The organism is Streptomyces griseorubiginosus (assembly GCF_001514195.1).
GTDB classification, from domain to species: Bacteria; Actinomycetota; Actinomycetes; order Streptomycetales; family Streptomycetaceae; genus Streptomyces; species Streptomyces griseorubiginosus.
Genome location: NZ_KQ948739.1, coordinates 112,060 through 127,381 on the forward strand (window position 1 = coordinate 112,060; position 15,322 = coordinate 127,381).

Sequence of the window (15,322 nt, forward strand, 5' to 3'; positions counted from 1 at the left end):
GACTTACTTCTCCTCGATACGGGTGTGGCTGACGGCGGGCTCGTTGCCGCCCAGAAGGAGGTACAGGACGGCCATCCGGATGGAGACTCCGTTTGCGACCTGCTCCACGACGGTGCAGCGGTCCGAGTCGGCGACCTCGGCGGTGATCTCCATGCCCCGGACCATGGGGCCGGGGTGCATCACGATGGCGTGCTCGGGCATCCGCGCCATGCGGTCGCCGTCCAGGCCGTAGCGCCGGGAGTACTCCCGCTCGGTCGGGAAGAACGCGGCGTTCATGCGCTCGCGCTGGACGCGCAGCATCATCACCGCGTCGGACTTGGCGAGGGTGCTGTCGAGGTCGTACGACACCTCGCAGGGCCAGGTCTCGACGCCGACCGGCACCAGGGTGGGCGGGGCGACGAGGGTGACCTCGGCGCCGAGGGTGTGCAGCAGGTCGACGTTGGAGCGGGCGACCCGGCTGTGCAGGACGTCCCCGACGATCGTGATGCGCTTGCCGGAGAGGTCCTGGCCGATCCCGGCGTCCCGCCCGACGAGCCGCCGGCGCATGGTGAACGCGTCCAGCAGGGCCTGGGTGGGGTGCTGGTGGGTGCCGTCGCCCGCGTTGATCACGGCGGCGTCGATCCAGCCGGAGGTGGCGAGGCGGTACGGCGCCCCGGAGGCACCGTGCCGGATCACCACGGCGTCGACGCCCATGGCCTCCAGGGTCTGCGCGGTGTCCTTCAGGGACTCGCCCTTGGAGACGCTGGAGCCCTTGGCGGTGAAGTTGATGACGTCCGCGGAGAGGCGCTTCTCGGCGGCTTCGAAGGAGATACGCGTGCGCGTGGAGTCCTCGAAGAAGAGGTTGACGATCGTGCGGCCGCGCAGGGTCGGCAGCTTCTTGATCGGCCGGTCGGCGACCCGGGCCATCTCCTCGGCGGTGTCGAGGATCAGGACGGCGTCGTCGCGGGTGAGGTCGGCGGCCGAGATGAGATGACGCTGCATCTGTCAGGCTCCGTAAGGCAGTTCAGGTATCGGGAGGATCCGGGCAGGCGAGGGCGCACCGAGAAGTGCCCCCATGCACCTGCTGCTAGGTCTGCTTCACACCGAGCAGCACGGTGTCGCGACCGTCCTCCTCGGCGAGCTGGACCTTGACCGTCTCCCGCAGCGACGTGGGGAGGTTCTTGCCGACGTAGTCGGCGCGGATGGGCAGCTCGCGGTGGCCTCTGTCGACGAGGACCGCGAGCTGCACCGCGCGGGGACGCCCGATGTCGTTCAGGGCGTCGAGGGCGGCGCGGATGGTGCGGCCGGAGAAGAGCACGTCGTCGACGAGGACGACCAGCCGGCCGTCGATGCCGTCACCGGGGATCTCGGTGCGGGCCAGTGCGCGCGGCGGGTGCAGACGCAGGTCGTCGCGGTACATGGTGATGTCGAGCGAACCGACCGGGATCTTGCGGTCGGTGATCTCCTCGAGCTTGGCGGCGAGCCGCTGGGCGAGGTAGACGCCTCGGGTCGGAATCCCGAGGAGCACCACGTCGTCGGCGCCCTTGGCGCGTTCGACGATCTCGTGGGCGATGCGGGTCAGTACGCGGGCGATGTCGGGGCCCTCGAGAACGGGCCGGGCATCGGACGCGCCCATATCAGAAGTGTCCTGCTTGTCCATACGAAACGGACCTCCTTCTCCGCCTCACGGGACGGACCTTAAAGGACGTCGGATTTGCGCCATCCACGGTAGCAGGCCCTTTCGGGCGCCTCGCGTCACCCCCTTGGCGTAATCGGGGCCCGCGACCACGGAAGAGTCGGTGTGGACCATTCGGCTTGACGCAGAAGCGTCACGCTGCGTAACCTCACAGTGAGTTACCAGACGCGCGGCTCGGGACCACTGAAGTCGCGTCGATCCAGTGTCCGGGGAGCTATATGTCCAGCGAATACGCCAAACAGCTCGGGGCCAAGCTTCGGGCCATCCGCACCCAGCAGGGCCTTTCCCTCCACGGTGTCGAGGAGAAGTCCCAGGGACGCTGGAAGGCGGTCGTGGTCGGTTCGTACGAGCGTGGCGACCGCGCGGTGACCGTGCAGCGCCTTGCCGAGTTGGCGGATTTCTACGGCGTTCCGGTGCAGGAGCTGCTGCCCGGCACGACTCCGGGCGGGGCCGCCGAGCCGCCGCCGAAGCTGGTCCTGGACCTGGAGCGGCTGGCCCACGTGCCGGCCGAGAAGGCGGGCCCGCTCCAGCGCTACGCCGCCACGATCCAGTCCCAGCGCGGTGACTACAACGGCAAGGTGCTCTCGATCCGCCAGGACGACCTGCGCACACTCGCCGTCATCTACGACCAGTCGCCCTCGGTCCTCACCGAGCAGCTGATCAGCTGGGGCGTGCTGGACGCGGACGCGCGTCGCGCGGTGTCCCACGAGGAGAGCTGAGCCTCTCCCCGCCTCAGCAGAAACGTGCCGCCGGGGTGGCCGGAACTTCAGGGTTCCGGCCACCCCGGCGGCTTTGTGCGGGCCTCGCACCGCTTTGGCGCCGCCGTGTACCGCTTCGACGCACGCGTACGCCTGAGGGCCCGCAGCGGTGATGCTGCGGGCCCTCAGGCACTGCGGGTCTCAGGACGCCGAGACGTCCCGGCTCACGCCTCGCCCCGGCGGTCTCGGCTCAGGCCTCGTCTCGGCGCAGGGACGGCTTCAGGTCCTTCAGCCGGCCCAGCAGGCCGTTCACGAACGAGGGCGACTCGTCCGTGGAGAACTCCTTCGCCAGCTGCACCATCTCGTCGAGCACCACGGCGTCCGGGGTCTCGTCGACCCAGATCAGCTCGTAGGCGCCCAGCCGCAGGAGGTTGCGGTCGACCACCGGCATCCGGTCCAGCGTCCAGCCCACCGAGTACTGCGCGATCAGCTCGTCGATGCGCTTCGCGTGCTCCGAGTAGCCCTCGACCAGCTGCATCGTGTACTCGCTCACCGGAGGCTGCCGGGTGTCCTCCCGGGACAGCCGGACCCAGTCCGCGAGGACCGTCAGGACGTCGGCGCCGCGCTGGTCGCCCTCGAAGAGGATCTGGAAGGCGCGCTTGCGGGCCGTGTTGCGGGCAGCCACGGTTAGCTGTTCACCCGGCCGAGGTAGTCGCTCGTGCGGGTGTCGACCTTGATCTTCTCACCGGTGGTGATGAAGAGCGGGACCTGGATCTGGTGACCGGTCTCCAGGGTGGCGGGCTTGGTGCCGCCCGTGGAGCGGTCGCCCTGGACGCCCGGCTCGGTCTCCTGGATCGTCAGCTCGACGGCGGCCGGCAGCTCGACGAAGAGCACCTCGCCCTCGTGCTGCGCGACGGTGGCCGTGAAGCCCTCGATGAGGAAGTTCGCGGCGTCGGCGACCGTCTTGCGGTCGATCATCAGCTGGTCGTAGGTCTCCATGTCCATGAAGACGAAGTACTCGCCGTCCATGTACGAGAACTGCATGTCGCGCTTGTCGACAGTGGCCGTCTCGACCTTGACGCCGGCGTTGAACGTCTTGTCGACGACCTTGCCGGACAGCACGTTCTTGAGCTTGGTGCGCACGAAGGCGGGGCCCTTGCCGGGCTTGACGTGCTGGAACTCGACGACGGACCACAGCTGGCCGCCTTCGAGCTTGAGCACCAGGCCGTTCTTGAGGTCGTTCGTGGAAGCCACGGTTGCGGAATCTCCTGGACTGACGTGGACGACCCCGGCGCACGCCTCTGCCTACAGGGCGAGCAGCTCCTTGGTCGTGATGGTGAGTAGCTCGGGTCCGCCGTCCGCCTCGGGGCGTACGACGAGCGTGTCATCGATCCGGACCCCGCCCCGTCCCGGGAGGTGGACCCCCGGTTCGACGGTGACCGGCACGCAAGCGTCCAGTTTACCCATGGCCGCGGGGGCCAGCTGCGGGTCCTCGTCGATTTCGAGTCCCACACCGTGTCCGGTGAGGGATGACAGGCCCTCGTGGTGCCCCGCGGACTCCAGCACCTGCCGGGCCGCCCGGTCCACGTCGCGGTAGGCCGCGCCGGGTGCCAGGGACTCCCGTCCGGCCCGCTGAGCGGCGAAGACGAGGTCGTACAGCTCGATCTGCCAGTCGGCGGGGGACGTGCCGATGACGAACGTACGACCGATCTCGCAGCGGTAGCCGCGGTAGCTCGCGCCCAGGCAGACGGAGAGGAAATCACCTTCCTCGACCCGGCGGTCGGTGGGGCGGTGGCCGCGCCGGCCGGAGTTCGGGCCGGTTCCGACGGAGGTGGCGAAGGCCGGGCCGTCGGCGCCGTGGTCGACGAGCCGGCGCTCCAGTTCCAGGGCGAGATGTCTCTCCGTGCGGCCCACGAGGATCGACTCGAGGAGTTCGCCCAGGGCCTGGTCGGCGATCTCGGCGCCGATGCGCAGGCAGGAGATCTCCTCCTCGTCCTTGATGACGCGCAGCTGTTCGACCGCGCCCGCGAGGTCGCCGAGGCGCAGCCGCGGGACGACCGAGCGGATGGCCCGGTGCCGGGAGACCGTGAGGTGCTCCTCCTCCACGGCGAGCGAGTCCACGCCCTGCCCGGTGGCGAGGTCGGCGGCGGCGACGGCGGGGTCGCCCCCGGCGCCGGGCAGGTGATGCCGTCGCAGGGTCTCGTCGGGGCGTCCGCTGCCGGGACGGTCGTCCGGAGGGCCGGCGCACACCAGCAGGTCCTCGGTCCTGCCGAGCAGCAGGACGCTGCCCCGCGGCGCGGCGCCCGCGAGATAGCGGACGTTGGCCGGGCGGGAGATCAGCGCGGACTGGCTGCCGCCGGCCTGGCAACGGTCGCGCAGGCGGGCTCTTCGGGTGGCGTACACCTCTGACATGACTTGAGCGTAGGAGCTTCGCAGGTAGCGCGCTGTCTGAGAGAGTCCGAGTGGGGAAGGGCCTCGATCGGGTGCGGCCCGGTGGGGGCTGGTCGCGCAGTTCCTCGCGCCCCTTGAGTAAGTACAGCGACCCCCGATTACCAGCTCGGCGGGCTGGCTATCGACCTCGCCAGTACGTCGTCCAGGACCTTCGCCGTCTGCTCCACGTCCATCTGGCTGTTGTCGATGATCGGCAGGCCCGAGCCGTACCACCCGGCCATCCGGCCGTGGATCCGGGCGACCTCCTCGTCCGTCAGACGGCGGTTGCCGGACCGCTCCGCGTTGCGCTCCAGGACGATCTCCAGGCCGGGCAGCAGGACCACCGGGAGCAGGCCCGGTCCCACGTGCCGCTTCCAGCCGCCGAGGCCGACCACGGGCCGGTCCGGGAACACGGCGTCGTCGAGGATGCAGGAGATGCCGTTGGCGAGGAAGTTGCGGGCGGCGAAGCCGCAGGTGCGGCGGGCGAGGCGGTACTGGGCCTCGGAGTGGTCGTTCCAGCCGGACTGGGGGTCGGCGAAGCCCGAGCGGACCCATTCGCGGACGTCGTCGAGGCTGATGTGGGCGGTGGGGACGCGGCGGTGGTCGGCCCAGTACTTGGCGACGCTCGTCTTGCCGGCGCCCGCGGGACCGATCAGCAGCACGGCCAGCGTGGTGCCCGCGGAGTCGGACGCGACGGGGGGCGGCGCGCCCACCGGGGCGCCGGGGGGCAGCGGAACATGGCCGGTGGTGTCGGGGACCGGCCCCGGCGCGTGCGCCGGCACGGGCGGGCCCGGTGCGTGCTGGGGCGCGGGCGGCACCGACGCATGCGGAGGCGTCGGGGGAACCGAGGCGTGCGGGGGCGTCGGCGGCACCGGAGCCGGGGTGAAGCCCGGAGCCGGTGGCGGTGGGGGCACCGGGGCGGAACCCTGGTGCGCACCCGGGTGATGCGGTCCCGGGTGGTGTGCGGCCGGCGTCCAGCCGCCGGCGGGTCCGTGCCCCGGCTGGTGGGGCGGCGGCAGCGGAGAACCCACTGCGTGCTGCATCCGGTGCCACTCCGTCTCGTCTTGGTCGGCTCGCGCCCCGTCGGGGCGCCGGCGCTGGTTACAGGGCGGTACCTACCCCGCTCGCCACCGAACGGTACCGCCCTGGACCCGCATTCGGTGAAACGACCGAGGACGGCCCGAAGTGCCCCTGGCGCAAGGCGAATCCGGCGGAACGCCCGTCACGGGACCTACCGACCGGCCGCGCCGCCCGCGACGCAACGCCCGTCACGGGGAGCTACTGGCCGACCTCTCCGTACGCGGCGAGCAGGACGGCCGGGTCCGGGCCCTCCAGAACGGTCGGCTTGCCCAGTCCGTCGAGGACGATGAACCGCAGCAGGTTGCCGCGGGACTTCTTGTCGACCTTCATGGTCTCCAGGAGCTTGGGCCACTGGTCGTAGCGGTAGTGCAGCGGCAGTCCGACGGACTCCAGGACGGTGCGGTGCCGGTCGGCCGTGGCGTCGTCCAACCGGCCCGCCAGACGGCCCAGTTCGGCGGCGAAGTGCATGCCCACGGCGACGGCGGCGCCGTGCCGCCACTTGTACCGCTCGTTCTTCTCGATCGCGTGGGCCAGTGTGTGGCCGTAGTTGAGGATCTCCCTGAGGCCCGACTCCTTGAGGTCGGAGGAGACGACCTCGGCCTTGACCCGGATCGAGCGCTCGATGAGCTCGGCGGTGTGCGGTCCCGCCGGGGTCCGCGCGGCCTCGGGGTCGGACTCGATGAGTTCCAGGATCACCGGGTCGGCGATGAAGCCGGCCTTGATGATCTCGGCGAGTCCGGAGACGTAGTCGTTGACCGGCAGGGAGTCCAGCGCGGCCAGGTCGCACAGGACGCCGGCGGGCGGGTGGAAGGCGCCGACGAGGTTCTTGCCCTCGGCGGTGTTGATGCCGGTCTTGCCGCCGACGGCCGCGTCGACCATGGCGAGGACGGTGGTGGGGATGGCGATCCAGCGCACTCCGCGCAGCCAGGTCGCGGCCACGAACCCGGCGAGGTCGGTGGTGGCACCGCCGCCGACGCCGACCACGACGTCGGAGCGGGTGAAGCCGGACTGTCCGAGCGCCTTCCAGCAGTAGGCGGCGACCTCGGCGGTCTTGGCCTCCTCCGCGTTCGGCACCTGGATGGCGACGGCCTCGAAGCCCTGCTCGGCGAGGTCGGCGCGCAGCGCGTCACCGGTGTCGGCGAGCGCCTCGGGGTGGATGACGGCGACCCGCTGGGCCTTCTCCCCGACCAACGCGCCCAGTTCACCCAGGAGTTGACGTCCCACCAGGACCTCGTACGGCTCGCTGCCCGCGGTGCCGCCGACCTGGATGCGCGTCACTGCCTCGCTCATGCTTCCTTCAACTCCAGTGCGTCCAGCGCGATGTCGGTGACTTCTTCGGGGGTACGGCCGTCGGTGGCCACGACCGCCGTGGCGATCGACTCGTACAGCGAGCGCCGGGCCTCCATCAGCTCGCGCCACTGCTTGCGCGGGTTGACCGCGAGCAGCGGGCGGGCCGCGTTCAGGCCGGTCCGCTTGACCGCTTCCTCGACGTCCATCGACAGGTACAGGACCCGCTGCCCGGCCAGCAGGGCGCGGGTGTCCGCGTCGAGGATCGAGCCGCCGCCGAGCGCGAGAACGCCGTCGTGCTCGGCGAGCGAGCGGGCCACGGCGGCCTTCTCGATGGCACGGAATGCAGCCTCGCCCTCGTCGACGAAGATCTCCGCGATGGCGCGGCCCTGCTCGGCGACGATGTCGTCGTCGGTGTCCCGGTAGCCGGTGCCGAGCCGCTCGGCCAGCAGCCGCCCGACCGTCGACTTGCCCACGCCCATCGGGCCGACGAGCACCACCAGGGGGCTCACCGGATGGCCAGGTTCTCGAGGTACGAGGTCACGTTGCGACGGGTCTCGGGCACGCTGTCGCCGCCGAACTTCTCCGCCACCGCGTCCGCGAGGACGAGGGCGACCATGGCCTCGGCCACGATGCCGGCGGCCGGGACGGCGGAGACGTCGGAGCGCTGGTGGTGGGCCTGTGCGGCCTCACCGGTGGTCACGTCGACGGTCTGGAGGGCCCGCGGCACGGTCGCGATCGGCTTCATCGCCGCCCGCACGCGCAGCAGCTCACCCGTGGACAGCCCGCCCTCGGTCCCGCCGGAGCGGCCGGAGACCCGGCGGATGCCCTCGGGAGTGTTCACGATCTCGTCGTGCGCCTTCGATCCGGGCACCCGGGCCAGCTCGAACCCGTCGCCGAGCTCCACGCCCTTGATCGCCTGGATGCCCATCAGCGCACCGGCGAGCCGGGCGTCCAGCTTGCGGTCCCAGTGCACATGGGAGCCCAGGCCCACGGGGACGCCGTAGGCCAGGATCTCGACCACGCCACCGAGGGTGTCGCCGTCCTTGTGGGCCTGGTCGACCTCGGCCACCATCGCCTTCGACGCATCCGCGTCCAGGCAGCGCAGCGGGTCCGCGTCCAGCTTCTCGACGTCGGCCGGGGTCGGGTACACCCCGGCCGGGGCCTTCACCGAGCACAGCTCGACGACATGGCTGACGATCTCGATGCCGGCCGTCTCCTTGAGGTACGACCGGGCCACCGCGCCCAGCGCCACCCGGGCCGCCGTCTCCCGCGCGGAGGCCCGCTCCAGGATCGGCCGGGCCTCGTCGAAGCCGTACTTCTGCATGCCCGCGAGGTCGGCGTGGCCGGGGCGCGGCCGGGTCAGCGGGGCGTTGCGCGCGAGGCCGGCGAGGATCTCCGGGTCGACGGGGTCGGCCGCCATGACCTGCTCCCACTTGGGCCACTCGGTGTTACCCACCATGATCGCGACCGGGGAGCCGAGGCTGAGGCCGTGCCGGACCCCGCCGAGGAAGGTGACCTGGTCCTGCTCGAACTTCATCCGGGCACCGCGGCCATACCCCAGCCGACGCCTCGCCAGATGGTCCGCCACCAGCTCCGTGGTGATCGGCACACCGGCGGGAAGGCCCTCCAGCGTCGCCACGAGTGCGGGACCGTGGGACTCCCCCGCGGTCAGCCAGCGCAACCTGCTCAACGGTGCTCCTCAGTGCTCGCGCCCTGGTACTGCCCTGCTTACGCGCGTCCTCGCGTACGGCAACGGCGCGACCAGGTGCGCGGCCCCGGCCCGCCGTCTCCGATCCTCCCACGTCCGGCGCCGGGAACCGGTCACAGGTCCAGCAGACGGACGTCGGCGGGCGGCGAGCGCGTCGTCCCCGGCCGGCAGACGGACGTCAGCGAGCCGCGAGCGCGTGCTCCCCCGCCTTGCGCATCGCCTCCACGGGCGCCGACCCGAGGCCCGTCATCAGCTCGACCTGGAGCACCGCCTGGTGCACCAGCAGGTCGAGTCCGCCGACCACGGCCCCGCCGATCATCGACCAGCGGGCCGCGAGTTCGGTGGGCCAGGGGTCGTAGAGCACGTCGAAGAGGGCGGCGGGGCGTTCCGGCACGGCGTGGGCGAGCGCGTCCGTGGCGCCGGCGGGGGTGGTGGCGATCACCAGGGGGGCCCGCAGGGCTTCGGCGGCGTCCGCCCAGTCCGCGGTCCGCACCTCGACGTCGAGGCGCTCGCCCCACTGCCGCATCTCGGCGGCCCGGGCCTCGCTGCGGACATAGGCGACGACCTCACCGGTGCAGATCCGGGCGAGCGCGGCGAGCGCGGAGGAGGCGGTGGCACCGGCGCCGAGGATGGCCGCCGAGTCGACCTGTTCGATTCCGCGCTCGCGGAGTGCGGCGACCATGCCGGGGATGTCGGTGTTGTCGCCGAGGCGGCGGCCGTCCTCGGTGAACAGGACCGTGTTGACCGTCTCCACCGAGGCGGCCGTCTCGCTGATCCCGTCGAGCAGCGGGATGACCGCGCGCTTGAGCGGCATGGTCACCGACAGCCCGGCCCACTCGGGGCCGAGGCCCTCGACGAAGCCGGGCAGGGCTGCCTCGTCGAGCTCGAAGCGGTCGTACGACCAGTCGGTGAGCCCCAGTTCCTCGTAGGCGGCCCGGTGCAGGACCGGCGAGAGGGAGTGGGCGATGGGCTTGCCGAGGACGGCGGCCCGGCGGGCGGCGGTGGCCCGAGATGTCATGGAACCGTTCCTTGATCCGTTGTCACGCGAGGACCAGGGACCGACCGCCCGGCGGTGACGTGCGGTCCTCAGCCCTTCTTCCGTGACGCGTTGAACTCCTGCACGAGCTTGTCGTGCTCGGCGAGCGTCTTGGTGAACTTGCTGGTCTTGCCGTCCAGCGAGATGAAGTAGTACCAGCCGTCATGGGTCGGGTTGAGCGCCCCCTTGATGGCCTCCTCGCCGGGGTTGTCGATCGGCCCGGGCGGCAGACCCTTGACGTAGTACGTGTTGTACGGGTTGTTGTACCGCTTGAGCTCCGCGATCGTCAGGTCGATCTTGCTCTGGTTCTTGACGTAGTTGTACGTGGAGTCGAACTCCAGGGAGCCGTAGGTCTGCGGGTTGCCCGGCTTGAGGCGGTTGTAGACGACCTCGGCCATCTTGCGGAAGTCGTCGTGGCTGGTGCCCTCGGCCTGCACGAGACTCGCGACGGTGAGCAGCTGCCAGGGGCCGTCCAGGCCCAGGCTCTCGGCCTTCTTCTCCAGGCCGAAGTCCTCGTACTTCTGGCTGGCCCGGCCGACCATGTCCTTGAGCACGTCCTCCGGCTTCCCGCCCTTGGGGATCGCGTAGGCGGACGGGTAGAGGAACCCTTCGAGCGGGTCCTTCAGGTTGGAGTGGCCAAGCGCCCAGTCGGGCAGCCCGAGGTCCTTGTACTTCTGCTTGGCGACCTTCGCCGTGGTGCCCTTCGACAGCTTGAGGCGTGCGTCGATGTCGTCGTACACGTCGATGTTGCGCTCGCCCTCGCGGACGATCAGGTTGTTCTGGCTCTTGGGGTCGAGCATCAGCGCGACGGCGCTCTCGGCGGACATCTCCTTGTTCAGCAGGTACGAGCCCGCCTGGATCTTGCCCGAGTCGCTGTTGTGCGCGAACGCGGCCACGAAGGCGTCGACGCTCTTGACCACGCCCGCCGCCTTGAGGAGCCGCCCCATCTCGGCTCCGTTGGCGCCCGACGGAATGGTGATGGCGACCTTGTCGGCGGTGCCGTCACCCGTGTAGTCCGGCGCCGAGACGAAACGATTTTGGTAGAACTGGTAGCCGAAATACCCGACCGTGCCGAGCCCGCCGCCAAACACCAGCAGGACCACCAGGCAGGCGCATCCGCTGCGCCGCTTCTTGGGTTTCTTGCCGCCGCGGCCCCGGCGGTCGCCCCGGCCGCCCTCGTCGTCGACCTCGTCCTCGTCGTCGCCACCGCCCGCGAAGAAGGCGTGTTCGCCCTCGTCAGGGCCGGGATCCCAGTCGGTCGGCTGCGCTTCCGGCTCGGCCTGGCGACGGTTCGGCGGCTCCGGCGGCGGATACGCGTCGGGGGCGGCGTACTGGTCGGACTGCTCACCGGTGGCGTACGCGGCGGCCTGCTGACCGTACGGGTCCGAGGCGTCCGGATACGGGACCTGTGTGCCGGCGCCCCAGCCGCCGTTGTCGTACTGCTGGGCGTACTGCTGCTGGGCGTACTGCTGCTGGTGCTGCTGAGCGGCGTACTGCTGCTGGTCGTAGCCCTGGCCCTGCTGGTCGTACCCCTGACCCTGCTGGTGACCCTGCTGGTCATAGCCCTGGTTAGGGTCGTACTGCTGGTACTGCTGCTGGGCCTGTCCGTAGTCGCCCTGCTGACCGTTGCCCCAGTCGCCGTACTCCTGCTGCTGGGCCTGGGGATACTGCTGCTGGCCACCGTAGGCAGCTTGATGCCCGGTGTGGGCCTGCTGCCCTTCCCATCCGCCGTCCCCGTGGTACGGGTCCTGCGGATGCCACGGTTCGGAGCCTTCCTGGCCCCGGCCATACTCAGTCATCGATCCCCTAGAGCCGCGAGGCGGCAGTCGCGCGGCTTGTGGCCCGGCATCCGATCCGCCTCTCTCTGTGCGGCACCTGTTCGAACAGTGTCGCAGTCGCGCGGAACGTTACCGTATCGCGATCAGATGACCACTTCGACGCCCTCGCCGGGTGCTTTACCTGACACCCGTTCGGATTCCAGGGCCTGCTGGAGGATGATCACGGCGGCTGCCTGGTCAATGACCGATCTGCCCTTTTTGGATTTCACCCCGGACGCGCGCAGCCCCTGGCCGGCCGTCACGGTCGTCATCCGCTCGTCGACCAGCCGGACCGGAACGGGTGAGATGCCCTTCGCGAGCTCCTGGGCGAAGCCGCGGACCTTGACCGCGGCCGGGCCCTCGCCCCCCTTGAGGGAGCGAGGGAGGCCGACGACCACCTCGATCGGCTCGTACTCCTCGACCAGCTGCTTCAACCGGCGCTGAGCTGCGGGAACGTCCCTCCCCGGGACCGTCTCCACCGGAGTGGCGAGGATCCCGTCGGGGTCGCACGAGGCGACCCCGATCCGGGCGTCCCCGACGTCGATCGCGAGCCGACGGCCTCTGCGCATTACTTGGCCGTCTCCCCGACCAGGCGCTCGACCGCGTCCACGGCCTCGCCGATCGCGGCCGGGTTCTGGCCACCGCCCTGGGCGACGTCCGGCTTGCCGCCACCGCCGCCGCCGAGGGTCTTGGCGGCCGTACGGACCAGGTCACCGGCCTTGAGACCGCGCTCGCGGGCCGCCTCGTTGGTGGCGATGACCGTGAGCGGCTTGCCGTTGTTGACGGTGAAGAGGGCCACGACGACGGCCCGGCCGCCCTGGATGCGGCCGCGCACGTCGAGGACCAGCTTGCGCAGGTCGTCCGGGGTGGTGCCGTCCGGGACCTGGCCGGTGACGACGGCGATCCCGCGGACGTCCTTGGCGGACTCGGCGAGACCGGCCGCGGCCTGGAGGACCTTCTCGGCGCGGAACTTCTCGATCTCCTTCTCGGCGTCCTTCAGCTTGCCGAGCATGGCGGAGACCTTCTCCGGGAGCTCCTCCGGACGTCCCTTGATCAGCTCCTGGAGCTGGGCGACGACGGTGTGCTCGCGGGCGAGGAAGTTGTAGGCGTCCACACCGACGAGCGCCTCGATACGGCGGACACCGGAGCCGATGGACGACTCGCCGAGCAGCTTCACCAGACCCAGCTGCGCGGTGTTGTGCACGTGGGTGCCGCCGCACAGCTCCTTGGAGAAGTCGCCGATGGTGACGACCCGGACCCGCTCGCCGTACTTCTCGCCGAACTCGGCGATGGCGCCCTGCTTCTTGGCCTCGTCGATGCCCATGATGTCGGCGCGGACGTCGAGTTCGCGGGCGAGGACCTCGTTGATCTGCTGCTCGACGTCGGTCATCACGGCCGTGGGTACGGCGGACGGCGAGCCGAAGTCGAAGCGGAAACGGCCGGGTTGGTTCTCGGAACCGGCCTGGGCGGCCGTCGGGCCGAGCGCGTCCCGCAGCGCCTGGTGGGTGAGGTGGGTGGCCGAGTGGGCGCGGGCGATGGCCGTACGACGACGGCTGTCGATGGAGGCGTGGGCCTTGGCACCGACGGTGACCTCGCCGAACTGGACGACGCCCTTGTGGACGTAGACGCCCGGGACCGGCTTCTGGCAGTCGCGGACCTCGATGACGGCACCGGAGTCGACCTTGATCTTCCCGGTGTCGCCGATCTGGCCGCCGCCCTCGGCGTAGAAGGGGGTGCGGTCCAGGACGATCTCGACCTCGTCGCCCTCGGTCGCGGCCGGGGAGGAGGCGCCGTCGACGAGGATGCCGACGATCGTGGACTCGCCCTCGGTGTCGCTGTAGCCGATGAACTCGGTCTCGCCGGTCTTGTCGGCGATCTCCCGGTAGGCACCGGCGCCCGCGTGCCCGGTCTTCTTGGCCTGGGCGTCGGCCTTGGCGCGCTCCCGCTGCTCCTTCATCAGGCGCCGGAAGCCGTCCTCGTCCACCGAAAGGCCCTGCTCGGCGGCCATTTCGAGGGTGAGGTCGATCGGGAAGCCCCAGGTGTCGTGGAGCAGGAACGCCTTGTCGCCGGCGAGGACCGAACCGCCCGAGGCCTTGGTCTCGGTGACCGCGGTGTCGAGGATGTTGGTGCCGGCCTTCAGCGTCTTGAGGAAGGCGTTCTCCTCGGCGACGGCGACCTTCTCGATCCGCTCGCGGTCGGTGACCAGCTCGGGGTACTGCTGGCCCATCATGGCGATCACGGTGTCGATCAGGTCGAGCACGACCGGACCGGTGGCGCCGAGGAGCCGCATGTTGCGGATGGCGCGGCGCATGATGCGGCGCAGGACGTAACCGCGGCCCTCGTTGCCGGGGGTGACGCCGTCTCCGATGAGCATCACGGAGGTGCGCATGTGGTCGGTGACCACGCGCAGGGAGACGTCCGAGTCGTGGGCGTCGCCGTAGGCGACACCGGTCAGCTCGGTGGCCTTCTTGATGACGGCCATCGAGGTGTCGATCTCGTACATGTTCTGCACGCCCTGGAGAATCATCGCCAGGCGCTCGAGTCCGAGGCCGGTGTCGATGTTCTTGCTGGGCAGCTCGCCGAGGATCTCGAAGTTGTCCTTGCCGATGCCCTCGCCGCGCTCGTACTGCATGAAGACGAGGTTCCAGATCTCCACGTACCGCTCGTCGTTGACGGCCGGGCCGCCCTCGACACCGAACTCGGGGCCGCGGTCGTAGTTGATCTCGGAACAGGGGCCACAGGGTCCGGGGACGCCCATGGACCAGTAGTTGTCCTTCATGCCGAGGCGCTGGATGCGCTCCTTCGGCACCCCGACGACCTCGTGCCAGATGCGCTCGGCCTCGTCGTCGTCCTTGTAGACGGTGATCCACAGCCGGTCGGCCTCAAGGCCGTAACCACCCTTGTCCTGGGGGCTGGTGAGCAGCTCCCAGGCGTACTTGATGGCGCCTTCCTTGAAGTAGTCGCCGAAGGAGAAGTTGCCGCACATCTGGAAGAACGTGCCGTGGCGGGTGGTCTTGCCGACCTCTTCGATGTCGGGCGTGCGCACGCACTTCTGGACGCTGGTCGCGCGCGCGAACGGCGGCTTGACCTCACCCAGGAAGTAGGGCTTGAAGGGCACCATGCCGGCGGGGACGAGCAGCAGAGTCGGGTCGTCCGCGATGAGCGACGCCGAAGGGACGACGGTGTGCCCGCGCTCCTCGAAGAAGCTCAGCCAGCGGCGGCGAATCTCGGCCGACTCCATCAGTGGTCCTCATTCCGGTTGTACGGGTGCGTCTTGTACGACTTCGTGGTGTACGTGGTGTTCTCGATGGCGGCGATGCGCCGGGGAGCGGGCAGTTCGGGACTCTCGCGGATCCCGAGCGCGTCCGTCAGTTCGGCCTCCCGCTGGGCCATGTTGTCGCGGACGTCGAGCGCGAACCCGACCGCGCGGTCCTTGATGCGGGCGCCCGTCTCGATCGCCTTGTTGGCCGCGGTGGCCGCGAGGCTCTCGGGAGTCAGCTGCCTCAGCTTGCGGTTGACCTTGGTGGTGGCCCAGACACCGGCGGCAACGCCCGTGCCGAACCAGAAAGTACGGCGGAACATCTCTAG

15 protein-coding genes are annotated in these 15,322 nt (G+C 70.4%); 1 reads left to right on the top strand and 14 read right to left on the bottom strand.

Annotated features, from left to right (window positions below; genetic code table 11):
• Positions 1 to 3: 3 nt before the first annotated feature.
• Together AQJ54_RS26255 and pyrR are read right to left on the bottom strand one after the other, a co-directional pair.
• On the bottom strand, positions 4 to 981 hold the full coding sequence (locus tag AQJ54_RS26255) for an aspartate carbamoyltransferase catalytic subunit (protein WP_020138101.1): 978 nt from the start codon (positions 979 to 981) through the stop codon (positions 4 to 6).
• An 85-nt stretch (positions 982 to 1,066) separates the two neighbouring features.
• A complete protein-coding gene (gene pyrR, locus AQJ54_RS26260) occupies positions 1,067 to 1,639 on the bottom strand; it encodes a bifunctional pyr operon transcriptional regulator/uracil phosphoribosyltransferase PyrR (RefSeq protein WP_062028238.1) in 573 nt (190 codons plus the stop codon).
• 254 nt (positions 1,640 to 1,893) lie between these two features.
• Here pyrR and bldD point away from each other — a divergent pair, with 254 nt between their 5' ends.
• Positions 1,894 to 2,394, top strand: a complete 501-nt coding sequence (gene bldD / locus AQJ54_RS26265) for a transcriptional regulator BldD (RefSeq protein ID WP_003956405.1) — start codon at positions 1,894 to 1,896, stop codon at positions 2,392 to 2,394.
• 229 nt (positions 2,395 to 2,623) lie between these two features.
• On the opposite strand, the gene nusB is transcribed toward bldD, so the two are convergent.
• The 12 genes from nusB to AQJ54_RS26325 all read right to left on the bottom strand — a co-directional run bounded on the left by nusB (position 2,624) and on the right by AQJ54_RS26325 (position 15,316).
• Positions 2,624 to 3,058 carry a transcription antitermination factor NusB gene (gene nusB / locus AQJ54_RS26270; protein WP_062028239.1) on the bottom strand — a complete coding sequence of 145 codons (435 nt, stop codon included), beginning with the start codon at positions 3,056 to 3,058 and terminating at the stop codon, positions 2,624 to 2,626.
• Positions 3,059 to 3,060: 2 nt separating this feature from the next.
• On the bottom strand, positions 3,061 to 3,627 hold the full coding sequence (efp, locus tag AQJ54_RS26275) for an elongation factor P (protein WP_020138098.1): 567 nt from the start codon (positions 3,625 to 3,627) through the stop codon (positions 3,061 to 3,063).
• 51 nt (positions 3,628 to 3,678) lie between these two features.
• Positions 3,679 to 4,785, bottom strand: coding sequence for an aminopeptidase P family protein (locus AQJ54_RS26280; protein WP_062241468.1), 1,107 nt, complete (start codon positions 4,783 to 4,785; stop codon positions 3,679 to 3,681).
• A gap of 137 nt (positions 4,786 to 4,922) precedes the next feature.
• On the bottom strand, positions 4,923 to 5,846 hold the full coding sequence (locus AQJ54_RS26285) for a Pro-rich N-terminal domain-containing protein (protein WP_079070022.1): 924 nt from the start codon (positions 5,844 to 5,846) through the stop codon (positions 4,923 to 4,925).
• A gap of 235 nt (positions 5,847 to 6,081) precedes the next feature.
• The gene (gene aroB / locus AQJ54_RS26290) at positions 6,082 to 7,173 is read right to left on the bottom strand and encodes a 3-dehydroquinate synthase (protein WP_020138095.1); all 1,092 of its coding nucleotides are present in this window, start codon (positions 7,171 to 7,173) and stop codon (positions 6,082 to 6,084) included.
• The gene (locus AQJ54_RS26295; protein WP_062028865.1) at positions 7,170 to 7,652 is read right to left on the bottom strand and encodes a shikimate kinase; all 483 of its coding nucleotides are present in this window, start codon (positions 7,650 to 7,652) and stop codon (positions 7,170 to 7,172) included. The genes aroB and AQJ54_RS26295 overlap by 4 nt, the downstream gene beginning before the upstream one ends.
• A gap of 26 nt (positions 7,653 to 7,678) precedes the next feature.
• Positions 7,679 to 8,863, bottom strand: a complete 1,185-nt coding sequence (gene aroC / locus AQJ54_RS26300) for a chorismate synthase (protein WP_062241472.1) — start codon at positions 8,861 to 8,863, stop codon at positions 7,679 to 7,681.
• Between the two features lie 196 nt (positions 8,864 to 9,059).
• Positions 9,060 to 9,899 carry a shikimate dehydrogenase gene (locus AQJ54_RS26305; protein WP_062241474.1) on the bottom strand — a complete coding sequence of 280 codons (840 nt, stop codon included), beginning with the start codon at positions 9,897 to 9,899 and terminating at the stop codon, positions 9,060 to 9,062.
• 68 nt (positions 9,900 to 9,967) lie between these two features.
• Entirely contained in the window at positions 9,968 to 11,716 is a 1,749-nt protein-coding gene (gene mltG / locus AQJ54_RS26310) for an endolytic transglycosylase MltG (RefSeq protein ID WP_062241476.1), read from the bottom strand.
• Between the two features lie 122 nt (positions 11,717 to 11,838).
• Entirely contained in the window at positions 11,839 to 12,303 is a 465-nt protein-coding gene (ruvX, locus tag AQJ54_RS26315) for a Holliday junction resolvase RuvX (RefSeq protein ID WP_062028249.1), read from the bottom strand.
• Complete coding sequence (alaS, locus tag AQJ54_RS26320; protein WP_062241478.1) at positions 12,303 to 14,975, bottom strand: alanine--tRNA ligase; 2,673 nt, start codon at positions 14,973 to 14,975, stop codon at positions 12,303 to 12,305. Before alaS ends, ruvX begins: the two co-directional genes overlap by 1 nt.
• Positions 14,975 to 15,316, bottom strand: a complete 342-nt coding sequence (locus tag AQJ54_RS26325; RefSeq protein ID WP_020138089.1) for a hypothetical protein — start codon at positions 15,314 to 15,316, stop codon at positions 14,975 to 14,977. Before AQJ54_RS26325 ends, alaS begins: the two co-directional genes overlap by 1 nt.
• Between the last annotated feature and the right edge of the window lie 6 nt (positions 15,317 to 15,322).